The 18921-nt window shown below is 70.8% G+C and carries 19 protein-coding genes and 1 tRNA gene; 13 read left to right on the top strand and 7 right to left on the bottom strand.

Annotated elements, in window-relative coordinates:
- Positions 1 to 25 precede the first annotated feature (25 nt).
- Together Q9R20_RS07950 and Q9R20_RS07955 are read left to right on the top strand one after the other, a co-directional pair.
- A complete protein-coding gene (locus Q9R20_RS07950) occupies positions 26 to 742 on the top strand; it encodes a GntR family transcriptional regulator (protein WP_311248831.1) in 717 nt (238 codons plus the stop codon).
- Positions 743 to 886: 144 nt separating this feature from the next.
- Complete coding sequence (locus tag Q9R20_RS07955) at positions 887 to 1297, top strand: dehydrogenase (protein ID WP_311248832.1); 411 nt, start codon at positions 887 to 889, stop codon at positions 1295 to 1297.
- A gap of 603 nt (positions 1298 to 1900) precedes the next feature.
- On the opposite strand, the gene radA is transcribed toward Q9R20_RS07955, so the two are convergent.
- Both radA and Q9R20_RS07965 read right to left on the bottom strand, forming a co-directional pair.
- A complete protein-coding gene (radA, locus tag Q9R20_RS07960) occupies positions 1901 to 3268 on the bottom strand; it encodes a DNA repair protein RadA (protein WP_311248833.1) in 1368 nt (455 codons plus the stop codon).
- 160 nt (positions 3269 to 3428) lie between these two features.
- Complete coding sequence (locus tag Q9R20_RS07965) at positions 3429 to 4382, bottom strand: L-lactate dehydrogenase (protein ID WP_311248834.1); 954 nt, start codon at positions 4380 to 4382, stop codon at positions 3429 to 3431.
- Positions 4383 to 4747: 365 nt separating this feature from the next.
- Between Q9R20_RS07965 and Q9R20_RS07970 the strand changes: the two genes are divergently transcribed.
- A tRNA-Ser gene (locus Q9R20_RS07970) sits at positions 4748 to 4837 on the top strand.
- A 190-nt stretch (positions 4838 to 5027) separates the two neighbouring features.
- Here the strand turns inward: Q9R20_RS07970 and Q9R20_RS07975 are convergent.
- Complete coding sequence (locus Q9R20_RS07975) at positions 5028 to 5654, bottom strand: hypothetical protein (protein WP_311248835.1); 627 nt, start codon at positions 5652 to 5654, stop codon at positions 5028 to 5030.
- Positions 5655 to 5773: 119 nt separating this feature from the next.
- Here Q9R20_RS07975 and Q9R20_RS07980 point away from each other — a divergent pair, with 119 nt between their 5' ends.
- The 4 genes from Q9R20_RS07980 to Q9R20_RS07995 all read left to right on the top strand — a co-directional run bounded on the left by Q9R20_RS07980 (position 5774) and on the right by Q9R20_RS07995 (position 9477).
- Complete coding sequence (locus tag Q9R20_RS07980; RefSeq protein WP_311248836.1) at positions 5774 to 6475, top strand: phosphatase PAP2 family protein; 702 nt, start codon at positions 5774 to 5776, stop codon at positions 6473 to 6475.
- Positions 6472 to 7275, top strand: coding sequence for a DUF1206 domain-containing protein (locus Q9R20_RS07985; RefSeq protein ID WP_311248837.1), 804 nt, complete (start codon positions 6472 to 6474; stop codon positions 7273 to 7275). Before Q9R20_RS07980 ends, Q9R20_RS07985 begins: the two co-directional genes overlap by 4 nt.
- 97 nt (positions 7276 to 7372) lie before the next feature.
- A complete protein-coding gene (locus Q9R20_RS07990) occupies positions 7373 to 8395 on the top strand; it encodes a zinc-dependent alcohol dehydrogenase family protein (RefSeq protein ID WP_311248838.1) in 1023 nt (340 codons plus the stop codon).
- Entirely contained in the window at positions 8392 to 9477 is a 1086-nt protein-coding gene (locus Q9R20_RS07995) for a PQQ-dependent sugar dehydrogenase (protein WP_311248839.1), read from the top strand. Before Q9R20_RS07990 ends, Q9R20_RS07995 begins: the two co-directional genes overlap by 4 nt.
- Positions 9478 to 9483: 6 nt before the next feature.
- Here Q9R20_RS07995 and Q9R20_RS08000 read toward each other — a convergent pair whose 3' ends face one another.
- Positions 9484 to 10290 (bottom strand): DeoR/GlpR family DNA-binding transcription regulator, encoded by an 807-nt coding sequence (locus Q9R20_RS08000; RefSeq protein WP_311248840.1) that lies wholly within the window; start codon positions 10288 to 10290, stop codon positions 9484 to 9486.
- Positions 10291 to 10524: 234 nt separating this feature from the next.
- Between Q9R20_RS08000 and Q9R20_RS08005 the strand changes: the two genes are divergently transcribed.
- The 5 genes from Q9R20_RS08005 to Q9R20_RS08025 all read left to right on the top strand — a co-directional run bounded on the left by Q9R20_RS08005 (position 10525) and on the right by Q9R20_RS08025 (position 15882).
- Entirely contained in the window at positions 10525 to 11820 is a 1296-nt protein-coding gene (locus Q9R20_RS08005; protein WP_311248841.1) for a sugar ABC transporter substrate-binding protein, read from the top strand.
- A gap of 73 nt (positions 11821 to 11893) precedes the next feature.
- Positions 11894 to 12823, top strand: a complete 930-nt coding sequence (locus tag Q9R20_RS08010) for a carbohydrate ABC transporter permease (protein ID WP_295839229.1) — start codon at positions 11894 to 11896, stop codon at positions 12821 to 12823.
- Between the two features lie 2 nt (positions 12824 to 12825).
- The gene (locus Q9R20_RS08015; protein ID WP_311248842.1) at positions 12826 to 13722 is read left to right on the top strand and encodes a carbohydrate ABC transporter permease; all 897 of its coding nucleotides are present in this window, start codon (positions 12826 to 12828) and stop codon (positions 13720 to 13722) included.
- Positions 13723 to 13757: 35 nt separating this feature from the next.
- The gene (locus Q9R20_RS08020) at positions 13758 to 14621 is read left to right on the top strand and encodes a ketose-bisphosphate aldolase (protein ID WP_311248843.1); all 864 of its coding nucleotides are present in this window, start codon (positions 13758 to 13760) and stop codon (positions 14619 to 14621) included.
- Positions 14622 to 14640: 19 nt separating this feature from the next.
- A complete protein-coding gene (locus tag Q9R20_RS08025) occupies positions 14641 to 15882 on the top strand; it encodes an ADP-dependent glucokinase/phosphofructokinase (RefSeq protein WP_311248844.1) in 1242 nt (413 codons plus the stop codon).
- 25 nt (positions 15883 to 15907) lie between these two features.
- On the opposite strand, the gene Q9R20_RS08030 is transcribed toward Q9R20_RS08025, so the two are convergent.
- Both Q9R20_RS08030 and Q9R20_RS08035 read right to left on the bottom strand, forming a co-directional pair.
- Positions 15908 to 17014: an FUSC family protein gene (locus tag Q9R20_RS08030; protein ID WP_311248845.1), complete on the bottom strand. Its 1107-nt coding sequence runs from the start codon at positions 17012 to 17014 to the stop codon at positions 15908 to 15910.
- Between the two features lie 100 nt (positions 17015 to 17114).
- Positions 17115 to 18080, bottom strand: a complete 966-nt coding sequence (locus Q9R20_RS08035) for an alpha/beta fold hydrolase (protein ID WP_311248846.1) — start codon at positions 18078 to 18080, stop codon at positions 17115 to 17117.
- Positions 18081 to 18158: 78 nt separating this feature from the next.
- Here Q9R20_RS08035 and Q9R20_RS08040 point away from each other — a divergent pair, with 78 nt between their 5' ends.
- Positions 18159 to 18398: a DUF3072 domain-containing protein gene (locus tag Q9R20_RS08040; RefSeq protein WP_311248847.1), complete on the top strand. Its 240-nt coding sequence runs from the start codon at positions 18159 to 18161 to the stop codon at positions 18396 to 18398.
- A 25-nt stretch (positions 18399 to 18423) separates the two neighbouring features.
- Here Q9R20_RS08040 and Q9R20_RS08045 read toward each other — a convergent pair whose 3' ends face one another.
- Complete coding sequence (locus Q9R20_RS08045; RefSeq protein ID WP_311248848.1) at positions 18424 to 18909, bottom strand: MarR family transcriptional regulator; 486 nt, start codon at positions 18907 to 18909, stop codon at positions 18424 to 18426.
- Positions 18910 to 18921: the final 12 nt, after the last annotated feature.

Consider the following 18921-nt stretch of genomic DNA (forward strand, 5'->3'; position numbering starts at 1 on the left):
ACCGGTGACGTGACAGGCTGAGAGGGTGACCGAAGCACCGCTCGACGACCTGCGCCGGGCCGTGTACCGGCCCGTGCGCAGCGGCAACGCGCTCGAGGACACCACCGCGCGCATCGTGCAGACCGTGCGACTGGGCCTCGTCGCGCCGGGGGAGTCGCTCCCCGCCGAGCGCGAGCTCGCCGCCTTGTACGGAGTGAGTCGCGACACGGTGCGCGAGGCCCTCCGAGAACTCTCGGATGCCGGCTGGCTCGAGACGCGTCGAGGTCGCTACGGCGGGACCTTCGTCGTCGACCCGGTGCCCCGACCCTCGCAGCCGGCGGTCGTGTCGGCCGCCGAACTCTCGGACGTCATCGCGCTGCGCGGCATCCTCGAACCCGGGGCGGCGTGGGCGGCGGCGGCGCGAGCCCTGTCGGCCGAGGAACGCGACGTCCTGTGGGCGCGGCACGAAGCGGCCGCACACGCCGACGGGGAGGACTACCGCCGACTCGACACGCTCCTGCACCTGACGATCGCGGAGTTCGCCGGCATCCCCTCTCTCGTCCCGCTCGTGGCCGACAACCGGGCGCGCGTGAACGCCTGGCTCGACACGTTCCCCCTGCTCCCGCGCAACATCGAGCACTCCACCGCCCAGCATGCCGCGGTGGTGTCGGCGATCCTCGCCGGAAGACCGGATGCCGCCCACGCGGCCATGCGCGACCACCTCGCCGGGTCGGAGGCGCTGCTGCGGGGCTTCCTGGCGTAAATCGCGGCCGCGCCGGATTCCCGGCGGAGGAGATTCGGCGAGCGAAGGAGGCGTCTCGGCCCTTCGGCCCTCCGATCGCTGAATCCCCTCCCGTCGCCCCGTGCCACGGGGGCGGGCTGGGCGTCGCGCGGATAGGCTCGGAGGATGGCCGCCGGCAAGAAGCGCAAGGGGAAGAAGCTCGACATGGACTTCAAGAACACCGCGCTGACCGACGCCCTTCAGACCCAGGACATGGCCGCGATCGCCTTCGCCTTGCGGCACGGGCCGACCGTCGTGCCGCTGATGACGCCCGGCGACGCCGACAACCCGCTCAGCGTCGGCGAGGTATGGACCTACCGCGACCCGAACACGGGGCAGCTCGCCCTGCTGTTGTTCAGCGACGCGGCGCACAAGCCCGAGACGCTGCCGCCGCACGTGGCGTTGCAGTCGCCGCAGTGGCTGCGCACGTTCCTCGGGACGCACCAGGATGCCATCACCACGGTGTTCATCGACATCGCGGGGCCGCACCCGATCCAGGCCTCCCCGGCCGATCTGATCGCCGCACTCGACGCCTGACCCGCGTCCCGCCTGACCCCGCGTGGCGCCTGGCCCCGTATCGCGCGGGCCAGGCGTCGACGCGCGCTGCGCTGGCCGTTGAGTGTCCAGGACACGCCGCGCGGGGGTCTTCAGGGACGGCGTGTTGTGGACACTCGAACCCTTCTTGTGCGGTCCCGCCGGAGAGTGGTCGAGTGTCCAGGACACCCGGACGCGTCGGGGAACCATCCGGGTGTTGTGGACACTCGACGGGGTAGGCACCCGCCGGCGGCGGGGGCGACGCTGAAGAACGGATGCCGCAACTCGCGTGCGCGAGGCACGCGTGCAAGACTCGGGGCCATGGAGTACCTGATCGCCGGTGCCGTGTGCGCCGCCGGACTTGTCATCCCCGCTGTGCTCGGCATGACGTCGCCGCACCGCCGTCGCCGGTCGGCGCCTCCCGGTCGCTGAGCGAATTCGTCTCTCCCCGGCGCTGAGCGAGGTCTTGCGACGCGCTCGTGCGTGCACGCGCTGGTCTAGGCCGCGAGTCCTACAGACTCACGTGGTCGATCCCCCCGGCCCTCTCGGGTGCGTCGCGGCACGCGGCCGTCCGCGCCCGGTCGGGACGTCGCCCGCCGGGCCGGGTCAGAAGCCGGGCTCGCTGTCGTCGCGGGGGACCCCGCGCACCTGCAACTCGTTGAGGGCCTGAGCCAGCTTGCGCGACGAGGCATCGAGCACGGTGTGATACCCCAACCGTTTGGCCTCGGAGGCGCGCTGCGCCGCCTGCGTGACGTTGCGGATCTCGCCCGTGAGGGTGAGCTCGCCGATCGCAGCGAGGCGCTTAGACACCTTCCGGTTCTTCACCGCGTTCGCCACGGCGATCGCGATCGCGAGGTCGGCGGCCGGCTCGACCAGGCGGACGCCGCCGACGGTCGAGACGTACACGTCGCGGTCGGACAGTGTCAGCCCCATGCGGCTCTCGAGCACCGCGAGCACCATCGCCACGCGGGACGAATCGACGCCGTTGACGATGCGGCGCGGGTTCGGCGCGGTCTGCCGCACGGCGAGGGCCTGGATCTCGACGGGGAGCGCCCGCCGGCCCTCCATCGCGATGGTCACGCACGTGCCCGGCTCCGGCTCGCCGTGGCCGAGGAAGAGCGCGCTCGGGTCGGCGACCTCGGCGATGCCCGTACCCGTCATGTCGAAGCAGCCGACCTCGTCGGTGGGACCGAAGCGGTTCTTCAGCGCGCGCACGAAGCGCAGCGACGTCTGGCGGTCGCCTTCGAAATGGCAGACCACGTCGACGAGGTGCTCGAGGATACGGGGTCCGGCGATCGATCCGTCTTTGGTCACGTGACCGACGAGGATGATCGGCAGTCCGCGCTCCTTCGCGACCCGGATGAGGGCGGATGCGACCTCCCGCACCTGTGCGGGCTGCCCCGCCGCTCCGTCGCTGTGGGCGGAGGAGATCGTCTGCACGGAGTCGACGATCAGCAGGCCCGGCTCGACCTGATCGACGTGCCCGAGGATGGTGGCCAGATCGGTCTCGGAAGCGAGGAACAACTCGTCGTGCAGGGCCCCTGTGCGCTCCGCGCGCAGGCGCACCTGCGCGGCGGACTCCTCGCCGCTGGCGTACAGCACGCGCCGACCCGCGTGCGCGCTCTTGGCCGCAACCTCGAGCAGCAGGGTCGACTTACCCACCCCCGGTTCTCCGCTCAGCAGGATGGCCGCGCCGGGGACGATGCCCCCGCCGAGCACGCGATCGAACTCACCGACGCCGCTCGTGCGCCGAGGGGCGTCTTGCGTGTCGATCTCGGTGATGCGCCGGGCTGCGCGCGCGGCCCCGGGGGTCACGGGAACGATCGAGCGAACGATCCCCGTCTGCTCCGCCGCTTCGACGACCGTTCCCCACGACTGGCATTCGCCGCAGCGGCCGACCCACTTGAGCGTCGTCCATCCGCACTCGGTGCACCGGTACGGAGCGGGGGCGGAAGCGGGACGTCGGGATGCCATGGGCCCAGGCTACGCGGGGCCTCCGACATCGCCCGGCGCCTCACCTCCACGGCATCCGTTTACTCCGGCCGCCGCCGCGCGGAGCCCGGCGCCCCGGCGCCTCGCGCGGACCGGCGGTCGCGGCGGTGCCGCGCTCGCGTGCACGCGGGCGGGCCGCGCGTCAGCCGCGCAGCGAGTCGGCGACCGTCGTCAGCGCGTCGGCGGAGCGACGCAGCAGCGTCAGCTCGTCGGTGGAGAACGGGGTGCCGCTCACCGGAACGGCGCCCTTCGCACTCACGACCGACGGGACCGACAAGGCCATGCCGCTGATGCCGTGGAAGTCCTCGAGCACCGTGCTCACCGGCAGGATCGCGTGCTCGTCGCGCAGGATCGCCTCGACGATGCGCGCGCTCGACAGCCCGATGGCGTAGTTCGTCGCGCCCTTGCCCTTGATCACCTTGTAGGCGGCATCGCGGACGTCGACGGCGATGGCATCCAATTCGGCTTCGTCGAAGCGCGTGCCGTCGGGCCGCTCGAACTCGGTGATGGGCACCGATCCGATCGTGGCGGTCGACCAGAGGGGGAACTCGGTGTCGCCGTGCTCGCCGACGATCCACGCGTGCACGCTCGAGGTCGCCACCCCCGCGCGCTGGGCGATCTTCCACCGCAGACGTGAGGTGTCCAGCACCGTGCCCGAGGCGAAGATGCGCCGCGCGGGCAGTCCCGTCGACTCCTGTGCGAGCACCGTGAGCACGTCGCACGGGTTGGTGACGATGACGTAGACCGCGTTCGGGGCGACCTCCAGAAGCTCGGGCATCATGCGCCGGATGATCCCGGCGTTGGTCGAGGCGAGCTCGGTGCGCGTCTGGCCAGGGTTCTGCTTCGCTCCGGCGGTGATGACGACGACGTGCGAGCCCTCCGCGACCGACACGTCGCTGCCTCCGGTGATGTCGCTCGACCCGGTGAACTGCGTGCCGTGCGCCAGGTCGAGGACCTCGGCCTCCACCTTCTCGGCGGCGATGTCGTAGAGCGCGACGTGCCGCGCCGACCCGCGGATCAGCGACGCGTACGCGACGCTCGCGCCCACGCTCCCGGCGCCGACGACCGTCAGTTTCGAGTTCTCGATCACGCTCATGGCTCGATCCTGGCAGCGGCGCAGAAGCGCTTCCAGCGGGGTCGTTCGACGGTGGATGAACGGATCCCGCGGGCGAGCAGCCCGCGTAACTCCTGAGTTTCGCGGGGCGCGGGCGGGGGGCGCCGTGCCGGCCTCCGGAACTCCGGGGGTGTCCGGCCTGGTTCGGGGCGTGCGGCGGGCCGGCGCCGCGGAAACTCCGGAGTTCGGCGCGCGCCGCGCGGCCGACGCCGCCCGCCCGCCAGCCCGGGCCGACGCCGCCCGCCCGCCAGCCCGCCCCGCCACCGCCCCCGGCGCAGCAGACCGGACGAGAGGGATCTCCGGCCGTCGATTCGCGGCATCCGCTCCGGTGTCGTAAGCTTGTCGGCGGTGACGTGTCCGAGCGGCCGAAGGTGCAACACTCGAAATGTTGTGTAGGTTCACCCCTACCGTGGGTTCAAATCCCACCGTCACCGCCACCACGAAGGCCCCGAATCCCGTGCGGATCGGGGCCTTTGTCATTTCCGCCCGCACGGCCCGCGGCGGCTTCACCGCGGGCGCGTGAGCGCGCGCGTCCCCGACCGGCTGGGCCCGGCGTGACGGGGCACCGGCACCGCCCGGCCCGAAACCGCCCCGCCCGGACCCCCGCCGAAGATCACCCCGCCCGGATCACCCGCCCGGGCCGGTCGGCTGGATCGGGGCGCCGTCGCCGTGACTCGGGAGGTCGCCGCGCTCGACGGGGGTCTGGCGGTCGGTGGGGGCGTCGGCGAAGAGGCGTTCGAGGTCGGCTTTCGACGGCACCCGGACCGCCTCGGCCGCCGCGCGCAGGTCGTCGACCGGGGCGCCGTTGCCGCCGAGCACGAGGATCGTGGCGTCGTCGCGCTCGGCGAGGAACTCGTGCGTGCCGCCGCCCTCGCGGTGCCACAGCCCCGACTCCTCGGTGCAGGTCACGGCTTCGCCGGGGGCGTCCCACAGCGGCATCGCGGCGCAGGACTCGGCCGTGGGCGCGCCCGGCGAGGTGCGGATCGAGATCATCGCCGAGGTGCTCTCGTCGAACCACGTCGCGGTGAGCCCGGCGTCGTCGACGGGGCTGACGGACTGCGGTGCGAGGTCGTAGCCCTCGACCGAGGTGGTGAACACGAGGCCCGGGTCGACGCCGAGCTGTGCGGCGCGTTCGGCGATGGATGCCGTGTCGGCCGGCGGGGCGGATGCGCTCGACGCGCACCCGCTCGCGGCGCACGCGACCGCCGCGAGCAGAGCCGCGAGGGCAGCGGTGGAGGTGTGTCGGGGGGACATGACGCCATCATCCCCCACCCGCCGCGGCGGCGATAGGGCGCCTGGTCGACACCGAGTGCGCTCGACGCGCCGGTCGCAAGCGCTACCCGGCGGCCGTGCTGGACTGCCACGATTCCTGAATGGATGCCACGACCGACGACGCCCCCTCGCTGTCCGACCGGCCGCGCCTCGACGCCCGCCAGCCGGTCGCCCTCGTGGTCGGGGTGATCGCCACGGTGCTGTTCGTGGGCCTGCGATTCGCGGTGGAGCTGAGCGGTTCGGCGCCGCTGCCCTGGGATCAGGCGTGGGACGACGCGATGTCGGCGCTGGCGAACCCCGTCGGGGTCATCGTCGCGTGGGTTCCCGCGATCGTGGGCGGCACGATCGGCATGATCGTCATCGGCATCGGCACCTCGCTGCTCTTCCTGCTGCGGCGGCGACCGTGGGACGCGCTGAACGTGGCGGCATCCATCGCTCTGGTCGTGCTCATCGGGGCGCCGCTGGCCGCGGTGATCGCCCGCGCCCGTCCGACGGATTCGCTCGCCGAGACCGTGGCGACGTCGTTCCCCTCCGGGCACACGGCGGTGGCCACGACGATCGTCGTCACCCTGGGGCTGATCCTCCGCCGCCGGGGGGTGTGGATCGCCGGCGTCGTGTGGGTGGTGCTGATGATGTGGAGTCGCACCTACCTGCACGCGCACTGGGCGTCGGACGTGGTGGCGGGCATGCTCGAGGGCGTCGCGGTCGCCACGCTCGTCTGGGCGCTGATCGAGGTGTGGCGCGTGCGGCGGGCGCAACGCCCTGACCGCTCCGGCGGTGCGAGCGCTAACGTGCCCGCATGAGTTCCGCCATCGCCGCCGCCGGCAAAGCCCAGAATTCCGCCGCCTTCGAAGCGGCCGCACGTGTCGGATACGTCGTCCTCGGCCTGCTGCACCTTCTCATCGGCGTCATCGCCGTGTCGATCGCCACGGGCGCGGGCGGCGACAGCGCCGACCAGAGCGGGGCTCTGCAGCAGGTGCGGGATGCGCCTCTCGGGGTCGCCCTGCTGTGGGTGATCGTGGCGGGCCTCGCCGCGCTCGCCGTCTGGCAGATCGCCGAGGCCGTCGTGGAACGCGATCCGGATGCCAAGAAGCGCTGGGCGCACCGGGCCAAGTTCCTCGGCACCGCCGTCGCCTACCTCGCGATCGCGATCACCGCCTTCACCCTCGCCACCGGCGGTCGGTCGGATTCGACGCAGTCCTCGCGCACCCTTAGTGCGCAGGTGCTCGCGATGCCCGGAGGAGTCGCCCTGCTCGTCGTCGTCGGTCTCGGCGTCGCCGTGATCGGTGCCGCCTTCATCGTGCGCGGCGCGACCCGCGCCTTCGAGAAGCACCTCTCGCTCCCGGGCGGTGCGGCGGGCCGCGGCATCCGGGTCTTCGGCACGGTCGGCTACATCGCGAAGGGCATCGCGGTGGGGGTGGCCGGCATCCTGTTCGTCGTGGCCGCGCTCACCCACGACCCGAACGCCGCGGGCGGCATCGACGCCGCGCTCCGCTCTCTCGCGGGTCTGCCCTTCGGTCAGGTCGTCCTGTGGCTCGTCGGCGCGGGGCTCGTCGTGTACGGCCTGTTCTGTTTCGCCCGCGCGCGGTACGCGCGCATGTGACGCGCCCTGCAGACGCGGTCGCCCCGGCGCAACCCCGGGGTGATCCCCAGCCGCGCGGAGTACTCCGGAGGGAACACACCGTCCGAGAGGAGCCGCCATGCGGGGAGTCATCATGCACGCCGCCGGGGACGTCCGGGTCGAAGACCGCGACGACCCGGTGATCCAGGAGCCGACCGACGCGATCATCCGTCTCGCCGCCTCGTGCATCTGCGGATCGGATCTCTGGCCGTACCGCGGCTCGGACGAGGTGGATGCCACGCCCATGGGCCACGAGTACGTCGGGGTGGTCACCGAGATCGGCGACGACGTGAAGAACGTGAAGGTCGGCGACTTCGTCGTCGGCTCCTTCATGGCATCCGACAACACGTGCGAGATCTGCCGGGCGGGGTATCAGTCCCGTTGCGTGCACGTCGTGCCGATGGGCCGGGTGGGCACGCAGGCGGAGTTCGCGCGCATCCCGCTCGCCGACGGGACCCTGGTGGCCACGCCCGGGCAGCCCGACGACGACCTCATCCCCTCGCTGCTCGCCGCCTCCGACGTGCTCGGCACCGGCTGGTTCGCCGCCGTCGCCGCCGAAGCGGGACCGGGCAAGACCGTCGCCGTCGTCGGCGACGGCGCGGTGGGACTGCTCGGCATCCTGGCCGCGCGACAGCTCGGGGCGGAGCGCGTGATCGCGATGTCACGGCACGCCGACCGACAGGAGCTCGCCCGGCGGTTCGGGGCGACCGACATCGTCGAAGAGCGCGGCGACGAGGGCATCGCGAAGGTCAAGGAGCTCACCGACGGTCTCGGCGCCCACTCCGTCATCGAGGCGGTGGGTACGCAGCAGTCGATGGAGCAGGCCGTGCGCTCCACGCGCCCCGGGGGTCACATCGGTTTCGTGGGCGTCTCGCACGACGTGACCCTCGAAGGCCAGGAGCTGTTCCGCTCGGCCGTGCACCTGCACGGCGGGCCCGCACCGGTGCGCCGCTTCCTCCCCGAGCTCATCCGCCTCATCTGGGACCGCGAGATCGACCCCGGTGCGGTGTTCGACCTGACCCTGCCTCTCGAGGACGCGGCCGAGGGGTACCGAGCGATGGATGAGCGCCGGGCCACCAAAGTGCTGCTGACGATGCCATGAGCCTCGCCGCGCGACGCCGCCCGGGGGTGCTGTCCGCGCTCGCCGTGGGCACGATGGTCCTCGCGGGCTGCGCCGCGGAGCGGACGACCGAGGCCGTTCCCACGCCGACGGCCGGAACCGCCGGATTCGTCGTGCCGGACGCAGAGCCCCAGGTCGTGGCATCCGGTCTCACGACACCATGGTCGGTGGCGTTCGTCGACGATGCGGCCCTCGTGAGCGAGCGCGACACCGGGCGCATCCTCGAGATCGTCGGGGATCGCACGCGCGTGGTCGCCGAGGTGCCCGACGTGGCGGCGGCCGGTGAGGGCGGGCTGCTGGGGATCGCGCACGCCGAGGGGTTCCTCTACGCCTACGTCACGACCCCCGAGGGCAACCGCGTCGTGCGCTTCGCGCTGGAAGGCGCGCCGGGGTCGTTCGCGCTCGGCGAGGTCGAGACGGTGCTGGACGGCATCCCGTCCGCGAACATCCACAACGGCGGGCGCCTCGCTTTCGGCCCCGACGGCATGCTTTACATCACCGCCGGCGACGCGGCCGATCCGGGCGCAGCGCAGGACGCGTCGTCGCTGGGCGGCAAGATCCTCCGCGTCACGCCGGAGGGCGAGGTCCCGGCCGACAACCCGTTCCCCGACTCACCGGTGTGGAGCCTCGGGCACCGCAACCCGCAGGGGATCGGGTGGGATGCCGAGGGCACGATGTTCGCGTCGGAGTTCGGCCAGAACACCTTCGACGAGCTCAACGTCATCCGGCCGGGCGCGAACTACGGTTGGCCCGACGTCGAGGGAATCGGCGGTGTAGAGGGATTCGTCGACCCCGTGCAGCAGTGGGCGCCCGCGGACGCTAGCCCCAGTGGTCTCGCGGTCACCGAGGGATCGGTGTTCGTCGCGAATCTGCGCGGCGAACGGCTGCGCGCGATCCCCACGGCCGACACGTCGACGGCGCGGGAGTTCTTCGCGGGCGAGTTCGGGCGCCTGCGCGATGCGGTCGTCGCTCCCGACGGCGCGCTGTGGATCGTCACGAGCAACACCGACCGTGCCGGCGGTGCGGACGACCGCATCCTCCGGGTGGCGTTGACGGCGGGGTGAGCGGCCTCAGGGCGTGAGGACGGTCACGCCGGCTTCATTGAGTGCCGCCGCCAGATCCGGCGACGGGGGAGCGTCCGTGATGAGGTAGTCGGCCTTGTCGAGTGCGGTGACCTGCGCGAACAGGCGACGGTCGAGCTTCGACGAGTCGGCGAGGATCGCCGTGCGCTCGGCGCGCTGGATCATCTCGCTCATCATCGTCGCGTCGCCGAGATTGCTCGTGGAGTAGCCGGAGGCGTCGACCGCGCCCACGGCGATGAGGGCGTAGTCGCAGCGGATGTCGACCTCGGGCGAGTGCGAGTTCATCGCGAGGGTGACCGGCCCCGTCGTGGCCTGGGTGATCGTGCGGACCGCTCCGCCGAAGATGTAGAGGTCGCGGAAGACGCTGGGCGAGATCTCGGCGGGGATGCGCAGGTTGTTCGTCGCGATGGTCAGGTTGCGGTGGTTGCGCAGCGCGCGGGCGACCGCGAGGGTCGTCGTGCCGGCGTTGAGCATCAGGACGGACCCGTCTTCGACGAGGTCGACGGCGAGGCTCGCGATGCGCTCCTTCTCGGTGATCTGCATCTGCAGACGCACGTCGAGACCGCGGTCCCGACCGGGCACCGACATGGCGCTCACCGCGCCGCCGTGCGTGCGGACGACGATGCCCTCGCGGTCGAGCTGATCGAGGTCGCGTCGCACCGTGTCGATCGAGACCCCGAAATGGGATGCCAGATCGACGACCGTGACCTGTCCCGATTCGGCGACGTACGCCGCCAGCTCGGCCTTGCGCCCCGCCGGAAGCCGCCTCTTCGTCGTGGCTGTGGTTCCGTCCATGCCGTCATCTCTAGCACACCGAGGCGACGGAACGAGCAGATTGCGGGGAGAAAACAGCAAAGAAACGCAGCGACAGCCGCTTCTTTGCTGATGTGAGCGCGTAATCGTGCCGGAATTGTCACGAATCTGCATCACACTCTTGCCCCACCTCGCATATCGGCGCATACTCGTGCTGAAAGATGCAAGAACGCGCAGAACAGCGCGAAATGCAGCAGATCTCAACGAGGAGAAACGATGGACAACAGCGGGCGCCGGCGTCGGAACGCCATCAAGCTCGTCGGTGCCGCAGCAGCGGCCACGACCCTCCTGGCGATGGCGGGGTGCTCGTCGTCGAACAGCGGGGGCACCTCGGCGGACGGGGACGTCACGATCGAATTCGCCCAGTGGTGGGAGCCTGAACTCGGCGACGGCGAGTTCCGCGGTCTCATGGACCAGTTCGAGCAGGAGAACCCCGGCATCAAGGTCGATCTGGTCAGCGGCCCCTACGCCTCGACCAAGGAGCAGCTCTTCGCCGGAGCGGCCTCCGGCACGATGCCCGACGTCGTCGGTCTCGACGGCGCGTGGGTCAGCGACTTCGCCAAGCAGGGCGTGATCGCCGACCTGTCCGAGCTGATGAGCTCCTCCGGGTACGACGACAGCCAGCTCGCCAGTCAGATCCAGGTCGACGGCAGCACCTACATGATCCCGGTGGTCAACTTCGTCTACCCGATGTTCACGAACGACGGCCTGCTCTCGCAGGCGGGTGTCACGGCCCCGCCGTCGACCCGCACCGAATTCGCGGACGCGGCGAAGAAGATCACCGCCCTCGGCGGCGACGTGTCGGGGTGGGTGCTCCCGCTCTCGCTCGAAGCCCCCAACGGCGTGCAGAACGACGTCATGTCGTGGGTCTGGGCCTCGGGAGGCTCGATGCTGAAGGACGGCCAGCCCGACCTGACCAACTCCGACGTCGCGTCGGCGACCGACTACATCCAGCAGCTCTGGAAGGACGGGGTCATCGCACCCGGTTCGTTCACGATGAAGGAGCAGGACAAGGTCGAGGAGTTCACCAACGGTCGCGTCGGCATGATGATCGACTCGCTCGCGCACATCAACCTGATCCGCGAGTCGAACCCCGACCTGCAATTCTCGATCTCCGCCATTCCGGCCGAGGACGGATTCTCGGGAGAACGCGGCATCCCCTACGCCTCGTGGGGCATCGGCGTGGCCGAGAACTCCGAGCACAAGGACGCCGCTTTCAAGCTCGTTCAGTTCCTCATGGGCACGGACGTCAACAGCGAGCTGTCGACCATGGCGAAGGCCTTCCCCGGCAACACGGAATCGGTGCCCACCTTCGTCGAGGACGACGAGCTGTTCAAGACCGCCTTCGAGATCTACAAGGACGGCTACCCGGCGAACGAGTTCACCGGCCTTCCCGTCGCCGAAGAGCTCATGCGCCAGTTCGGAACCCAGTTCCAGTCGGCCCTCGACGGCCAGCAGTCGATGAGCGACGCGCTGGAGAAGACGCAGGACGAATGGACGTCGGAGTTCTGATCCGACCCCGAACCGGGATGCCGCGCCGCCACCGTTCGCGGTGCGGCATCCCGCTCAGCGAAAGCCGCACATCATGACCATGCGCACCCTCACACCCCCTGACACCGAGGTGATCGTCACCGGTCGCCCCGCCTCCCGGCGCACCCGCCAGCTCCGCAAGGCCGGCGAGGCCTACGCGTTCCTGTCGCCGACGCTGATCCTGCTGTTCGTCCTGATGATCGTCCCGATCGTCATGGTGATCGGGTACTCCTTCCAGGACAACGTGATCCTCAACAAGAGTCCCGAAGTCGTGGGCGTCGACAATTACGTCGCGATCCTCACCGACCCGGGGTTCTGGAAGGCGACGGGCAACACCCTCTTCTTCACCCTGACGAGCGTCGCCGCGCACCTCGTGCTCGGGCTCTCGTTCGCGCTGCTGCTGAACAGTCGGCTCATCGGCGCCGTGCCCCGGGCGATCTTCCGGGGGCTGTACGTGCTGCCCTGGCTGTTCACCGTCGCCGTCATCGCGGTGCTCTGGCGCATGCTGCTCGCTCCGAACGGCATCGTCAACTTCCTCCTGAACACCAACATCGAGTGGCTCGCCTCGCCCCAGCTGGCGCTGGGCACGGTCACCTTCATCAACATCTGGGCCGGCTACCCCTTCTTCATGGTGAGCCTGCTCGCGGGCCTGCAGGGCATCCCGAGCGACCTCTACGAGGCGGCGACCGTCGACGGCGCCAGCCCCGTCCAGCGCTTCTGGAACGTCACCGTCCCGCAGCTGCGCCCGATCATCGTGAGCCTCGTGCTGCTCGACCTCATCTGGACCTCGCAGCAGTTCGCCCTCATCTGGCTGACCACCGGCGGCGGTCCGATCGACGTCACCGAGATGCTCAGCACCTTCACCTACAAGCTCGCGTTCGCGAAGTACGACTTCTCGATGGCCTCCACCTCGGCGGTGCTGGTCCTGGCGATGTCGATGATCATCGCGGTGCTCTACGTCCGCCACCAGAAGGCGAGGGACTGACCATGGCCCTGAACACCACCGCCCGCCCGCCGCTTGCCGCGGCCCCGCGCCAGCGCTCCGCGCGCACGGCCACGCGCCGCCGCCTCGCCAAGGTCGGCGTCCTCCTCGGCCTCCTGCTCGGCGCTGTCTTCGCGGCCGGCCCCGTGCTGTGGATGCTCTCGAGCTCGTTCAAGTCGAACACCCAGATCTTCGAGCTCCCCCCGCGCCTCATCACCGACACGTTCTCGTTCGACGCCTACGTCTCGATCTTCACCAACCCCGAGACGGTGCGCTTCTTCATCAACAGCTATGTCGTGGCGGGGGCGGTGACGATCCTCACGCTGCTCGTGGCCATTCAGGCCGCCTACGCCTTCAGCCGGTTCGAGTTCCGCGGCAAGCGCATCGTCAACGTCATCATCGTCAGCGTCCAGGCGGTGCCCCCGATCACCCTGCTCATCCCGTACTTCGGGCTCATGGTCGGCCTGGGGCTCTACAACACCTATCCGGGCCTGATCTTCACCTACATGGTGTTCACGCTGCCCTACGCGATCATCATGATGACCGGGTACTTCAACACCCTCCCCAAGGAGCTCGACGAGGCCGTCCGCGTCGACGGCGCCGGCTCCTTCACGGCCCTGTGGCGCGTGCTCGTGCCGATCTCGATCCCCGGCATCGTCTCGGTGGGCATCTACACGTTCATGATCGCGTGGAACGAGTTCCTGTTCGCCCTGACCCTCACCCGCACCATCGACATGCGCACGGTGCCGATCGGCATCCAGCTGCTCATGGGCCAGCACTCCTACGAGTGGAACCAGATCATGGCGATGAGCATCCTCGGCTCCATCCCGGTACTGCTGCTCTTCCTCTTCTTCCAGCGCTTCTTCATCAGCGGCCTCACCGCCGGCTCGGTGAAGAGCTGACTCCCGCACACCCAACCCCGAACAAGGAGAAATCCGTGCTCTACACCGGCAAGTCCATCCTCGACGTGGCGAACGCCCACAGCTTCGCCATCCCGGCCTTCAACATCAGCGATTGGGCGATGTTCACCGGGATCATGGACATCAGCGAGGAGAAGAACGCTCCGGTCATCATCGCGATCCACCCCGACGAGGTGTCGCACATCACCACCGACCTCATCCCCGCGATGCACGCCCGGGCGCACCGCTCGAGCGTTCCCGTCGCCATCCACTGGGACCACGGCGGAACCTACGAGCAGATCGTGCAGGCGATCCAGGCCGGCTTCACCTCGGTGATGATCGACGCCTCGCTCGAGCCCTTCGAGCAGAACGTCGCGCTCACCCGCAAGGTCGTCGAGGCCGCGCACGCCGTCGGCGTCCAGGTGGAGGGCGAACTCGGCACGATCGGCGCGAACGACAGCTACGGCGAGTCGGGTGCGGCCGAGATCATCTACACCAACGTCGACGACGCGGTGCGTTTCGTCGAGCAGACCGGGGTCGACAGCCTCGCGATCGCGATCGGCACCTCGCACGGTCTCTACCCGGCCGAGAAGAACCCCGAGCTGCGCCACGATCTGCTCGAGCAGATCAAGGCCGCCGTCGGCATCCCGCTCGTGCTGCACGGCGGATCGAGCAACCCGGATGCCGAGCTCAGCCGCGCCGTCCAGCTCGGCGTCAACAAGATCAACATCTCCAGCGACATCAAGGTGGCCTACCACGACCGCATGCGCGAGGTGCTCGGCACCGACCGGCGCCTGCGCGAGCCCAACGCCATCCAGCCCGAGTGCATCGCCGCGATGAAGGTCACGGCCGCGGAGAAGATCGACCTGTTCGGCGCCGCCGGCAAGGCCGACCTGTACTGATCGGACGGTGGACGGCGTCATGGCGGAAGACCTCGTGCTCGGACTCGGCGGCACGGTCGACTACGAGATCCGATGGGACGCCGAGGTGCTCTCGGCCCTCGCTGCGCAGCACGGCATCCGTCGCGACGAGCTGAACACCACGACGCCGATCATCGATGAGCGTGCACTCGTCGTCACGGTGCTCGCCTTCCTCGCCTCGGGCGGGGGAGGCGAGCGCTTCGTGCTCACCTCCGAGATCGTGGAGCGCTTCGCGGCGAACTTCGACACGACGATCACCCTCGGCGGGACGGGGGTGCGGGCGGGGATCGCCCTCGACCGCATCGGCGTGCCCACGGTGCAGCACCTCGTCAGCATCGACGACAACGTGCGCCGACTGCTGCCGGCGTCGATGCGGATCGTCTCGTCGGCCACGCGCGACACCCTCGACCCGCACCTGATCGTGCAGTATCCGAGGGGAGCGCGGGTGCAGGTGCTCGACGGGGTGGTCACCGCTCCGGCATCCAACCGCCTCATCTTCGCCAACGACGCGCCCAACCGCGAGATGGCGATCGCCGAGGGGCTGGGCGACGCCCTCGAGAACGCTGCGGCGTTCCTCGTCTCGGGCTTCAACACGATGCAGGATGCCGACCTGCTCGAGGCCCGGCTCGACGACCTCGTCGCCGCGATGCGGCGCCTGCCTCCCGAGGCCCTCGTCTATTACGAGGACGCGGGCTTCTACCACCGGGAGCTGTCCGCCCGCGTCCGTGCGCGGCTGCTCGACCGCATCGACGTGTACGGCATGAACGAGGACGAGCTGCAGGAGTACCTCGGGCGGTCCGTCGATCTGCTCTCGCCCGGTGACGTAGCCGACGCGCTCGCCGAGGTGCACGCGCTGATCCCCGCTCGCGCTCTCGTCGTGCACACGAGCTCCTGGGCCGTCGCCGTGGGGGTGGCCGCGGGGGTGCACCGGGTCGCGCTCGAGAGTGCCGTCCGCACGGCCGCGACCCGCTACCGGCTCGGAGACGCGTGCACCGCCGCCGATCTCGAGGACACCGCGCGACTTCCCCGGCACGAGGGCGGTGCCGCGGTGGTCGCGGAAGTCGAGCGACGCCTTCCCGCGGTCGGGGTCGCGGCCTACGTCATCGACACGGCGCACCCGACCACCATCGGTCTCGGCGACACGTTCGTGGGCGGATTCCTCGCGGCGGTGCCGGCGGCGGCCCGTATCGCCACGGCGCGCGCCCTGGATCGCGCCCTCGACGCGGTGTGCGCGCAGCGCTGACCGGCCGGGCGGCGGACGGGGCGGCTCAGCGCGTCGACGTGCTCGCGTCGGGGTCCGAGAAGGGGCCGCACGCGGCGATCACACGGCGCAGACTCACCGCCGCCTCCCACGCGTCGAGCGGTTCCCCGCGCGAGGCATCGCGCGTGCGCAGCGCGTCGGTGTAGGCGGTTAGGGCGCGCTCCGCGGCGCGCAGTTGCTCGGTGGTCGCCTCGGGGTCCGGCGGCGTCGCCGCGAGTGCCGACACGGCGTCGACCGCGGTGGCCAGGCGGCGGCGGACGTCGTCGGGCAAACCCGTGTCGGCGTCCGAACCGGCCGTGAGCCGCGACAGCGCGGCCGAGAGCTCGCGGGTCGCGTCCGCCGTGCCGGTGAGGGCGTCGAGGCGGCGGCGGTTCAGGTCGCGCGGGGCGCGCAGACGACGCCCGCGGGGGTTGTAGCGGCGGCTCTCGTCGGCGAGCTCCACCTCTTCGCGCACCTCGGCGAGCGTGCCCATCAGGCCGGCGGTGGCGGCGTCGGCGGCCTCGGGATCGAACGCCCGCCCCGCGAGGGCCTCGGCGATGCGGTGCAGCGCGTCACCCAGGTCGTCGCGCAGTCGCCCGAGCCGGTCGTCGGCGCGTTTGACGCGCAGCGGGGGCACGACGACGAGGTTGACGACGACTCCCACCACCACGCCGAACGCCATCGTCATGAGGTACGACACCGAGTACCCGTCGGGGTCCGTGCCGCCCAGCAGCAGCACGAACAGCGCGGCGATCGCCACCCAGTCGCGCCCCACCCCCAGGGCGCGGATGCCGGCGAGCAGCACGCCGACGAGGATGACCGCGGCCACGGCGACGATGCGCGGCAGACCCGTGCCGACGACGGCGAGGCTCGCCAGCCCGAGTCCGATGCCGAGCGCGAGACCGACGACCGCCTGGATGCCGCTCGACGCGGAGCGCGCGACGGTGGGGTACATGCTGACCAGCACCCCGAGCGGGGCGTAGTAGGAGTACTCGCTCTGCGCGAAGGGGACGAGGGGGGCGAGGTACCAGGCGAGGGCGGCGGCCGCAGCGGTCTTGAGCGCCAGCACCAGACGGTCCGGCGTGACCGCGTCGGCCCACCACCGGCGGGGATCGAGGAAGGGAGGTACGCGCATGAGGGAGGGGCGCCCGGGACGAGTCGGGCGCCTCATCATGGTGTGCCCCGGACGTTCGGTCGTCGTGGGGGTTGCCCTCACCCGCGCAGCGGGGTAGCCCTCAGCTCCCGGGGCTGTAGGCGTCCCAGAGCAGCCGCGCGTGCCGGGCCTTCGCGCGCTCCACGCCGTTCTCGTCCTTGCGGGCGGCACTGAACCACTCGGCCACGCGGCTCGCCATCGCGCTCAGCACCATGCGGGCGTCGGCGTGCCGGGCCGGGGGTACCGCGGCCTCGGCCGCCGGCATCCGCCCCTTCGGCGGCAGCTCGTCGTCGAGGTGACGCAGGATGAGGCGCGCGACGCCGACCGCGTGGCTGTTGACGACGCAGTGGGCGCCGCCGAGGATCTCCCACCGGCGCGCCTCGTGCGCGCGTGTGACCAGACGCGAGTGCAGGCGGCGGGGGGAGGGGCGGTCGAACTCGCCGCGGATCAGCAGCAGTCGTGCGCGACCGAGACCGATGCGGTCGGAGATGCGGTATCGCAGCATGTACGGCAGGGCCTCGAGGAAATACAGCACCCCGCAGAGCAGGTAGGCCGAGAACGCGGTGAGCGCGACGTGCAACGACTCGCGCGCGGTCGACTGCGCGAAACGCACGGCCTGCGTGAGCGCGTCGGCCTCGCCCTCGTCGACGACCGGGCTCACCAGGACCGCGTGCGACAGCGCCGGCCGGCGCGCGAGCACCTCGGTGACGACCTGCGTTCCCATCGAGTGCCCGACGAGGACCGGGTCGACGAGGCCGTAGTGGTCGAGGACGGCCTCGACCTGGTCGGCGAAGAACGCCGGGGTCGGTTGTTCACCGGATGCCGGCACCCCGCCGAACCCGGGCAGATCGAGCGCGTAGACCTCGCCGTGTTCGGCGAGCAGCGGGGCGAGGAACTCGAAGTACGTCGCGGCGACGCCGATGCCGGCGATGAGCACGAAGGACCGCCCGCCATGGGAGCCGGTCGACATGCGGGTGACGCGCGTCTGGGCGGCCCCGCGTCGGCACGTGTCGACCTGGACGTCGACGGGAGGGGAGTCGTCGGGCATCCGACCAGGATGCCGCACCCGCCTGTGCAACGTGTCAATCCCGGCCCCGGTGTCGGAGGCCGCGTCTAGCCTCGGCTCATGAGCGATACCTCCCGCGAAGAAGAGACTCTCGGCGCCACCCGCGAGGGCGACAACCCCGCCGAGAAAGACCCGTCCGACTGGGTCACGGGCGACGAGCCGATGACCGCGCCCCAGCGCAGTTACCTCGACACCCTGGCCCGCGAGGCGGGCGAGGAGATCCCCGCCGATCTGACGAAGGCCGAGGCGTCCGAGCAGATCGAGCGCCTGCAGAGCGAGACGGGCCGCTCGACCGAGTGAGCCCCGGAGCCCCGCGCGACCTGGCTCAGGTCGTGTGGGGCTCGTCGTTCGGGCACATCGTCTCGATGTCCTCCGTCTCGCCGCGTGCGATGTCGTCGAGGAAGTCGGCGACGATGCGCCGCTCCTCCGGGCCGAGACGCCGTGCCGCCGCGACCACCGACGCGCGACGAACCGAGAGGATGCGCCGTGCGGGGGAGTCCTCGTCGATGGTTTCGCGCACGACGATCGATCGCCGGTCTCCGGGGTAGGGCTCCCGCTCGACCCAGCCGGCCTCGGCGAGACGGTCGATCAGCGCCGTGGTCGCCGCCGACGAGATGCCCAGCATCGCCGCGAGCATGCGGGGCGTGACGGGTTCGTCCTCCGCCGTGCGCTGGAGGAGGAAGCGCAGCACCTTCGCGTCGTTCGGGCCGATCCCGAGCGAGTGCAGCGCCGCACGCTCGGAGGCGACGCCCGAATCGGTGAGGTCGTTGAGGGCTTTGACGACGTCGTCGGCCGTCGTTGCGTCTTTCATCTGCCCTCCCTC

The organism is Microbacterium sp. PRF11, assembly GCF_031844085.1.
Classification (GTDB): domain Bacteria; phylum Actinomycetota; class Actinomycetes; order Actinomycetales; family Microbacteriaceae; genus Microbacterium.

Bases quoted from the DNA above. Each gene is read 5' to 3' on its own strand.
- Q9R20_RS07955 (WP_311248832.1), top strand. From the start codon at position 887: ATGGCCGCCGGCAAGAAGCGCAAGGGGAAGAAGCTCGACATGGACTTC.
- radA (WP_311248833.1), bottom strand. From the start codon at position 3,268: ATGGCATCCCGACGTCCCGCTTCCGCCCCCGCTCCGTACCGGTGCACC.
- Q9R20_RS07965 (WP_311248834.1), bottom strand. From the start codon at position 4,382: ATGAGCGTGATCGAGAACTCGAAACTGACGGTCGTCGGCGCCGGGAGC.
- Q9R20_RS07975 (WP_311248835.1), bottom strand. From the start codon at position 5,654: ATGTCCCCCCGACACACCTCCACCGCTGCCCTCGCGGCTCTGCTCGCG.
- Q9R20_RS07980 (WP_311248836.1), top strand. From the start codon at position 5,774: ATGGATGCCACGACCGACGACGCCCCCTCGCTGTCCGACCGGCCGCGC.
- Q9R20_RS07985 (WP_311248837.1), top strand. From the start codon at position 6,472: ATGAGTTCCGCCATCGCCGCCGCCGGCAAAGCCCAGAATTCCGCCGCC.
- Q9R20_RS07990 (WP_311248838.1), top strand. From the start codon at position 7,373: ATGCGGGGAGTCATCATGCACGCCGCCGGGGACGTCCGGGTCGAAGAC.
- Q9R20_RS07995 (WP_311248839.1), top strand. From the start codon at position 8,392: ATGAGCCTCGCCGCGCGACGCCGCCCGGGGGTGCTGTCCGCGCTCGCC.
- Q9R20_RS08000 (WP_311248840.1), bottom strand. From the start codon at position 10,290: ATGGACGGAACCACAGCCACGACGAAGAGGCGGCTTCCGGCGGGGCGC.
- Q9R20_RS08005 (WP_311248841.1), top strand. From the start codon at position 10,525: ATGGACAACAGCGGGCGCCGGCGTCGGAACGCCATCAAGCTCGTCGGT.
- Q9R20_RS08010 (WP_295839229.1), top strand. From the start codon at position 11,894: ATGACCATGCGCACCCTCACACCCCCTGACACCGAGGTGATCGTCACC.
- Q9R20_RS08015 (WP_311248842.1), top strand. From the start codon at position 12,826: ATGGCCCTGAACACCACCGCCCGCCCGCCGCTTGCCGCGGCCCCGCGC.
- Q9R20_RS08025 (WP_311248844.1), top strand. From the start codon at position 14,641: ATGGCGGAAGACCTCGTGCTCGGACTCGGCGGCACGGTCGACTACGAG.
- Q9R20_RS08030 (WP_311248845.1), bottom strand. From the start codon at position 17,014: ATGCGCGTACCTCCCTTCCTCGATCCCCGCCGGTGGTGGGCCGACGCG.
- Q9R20_RS08035 (WP_311248846.1), bottom strand. From the start codon at position 18,080: ATGCCCGACGACTCCCCTCCCGTCGACGTCCAGGTCGACACGTGCCGA.
- Q9R20_RS08040 (WP_311248847.1), top strand. From the start codon at position 18,159: ATGAGCGATACCTCCCGCGAAGAAGAGACTCTCGGCGCCACCCGCGAG.
- Q9R20_RS08045 (WP_311248848.1), bottom strand. From the start codon at position 18,909: ATGAAAGACGCAACGACGGCCGACGACGTCGTCAAAGCCCTCAACGAC.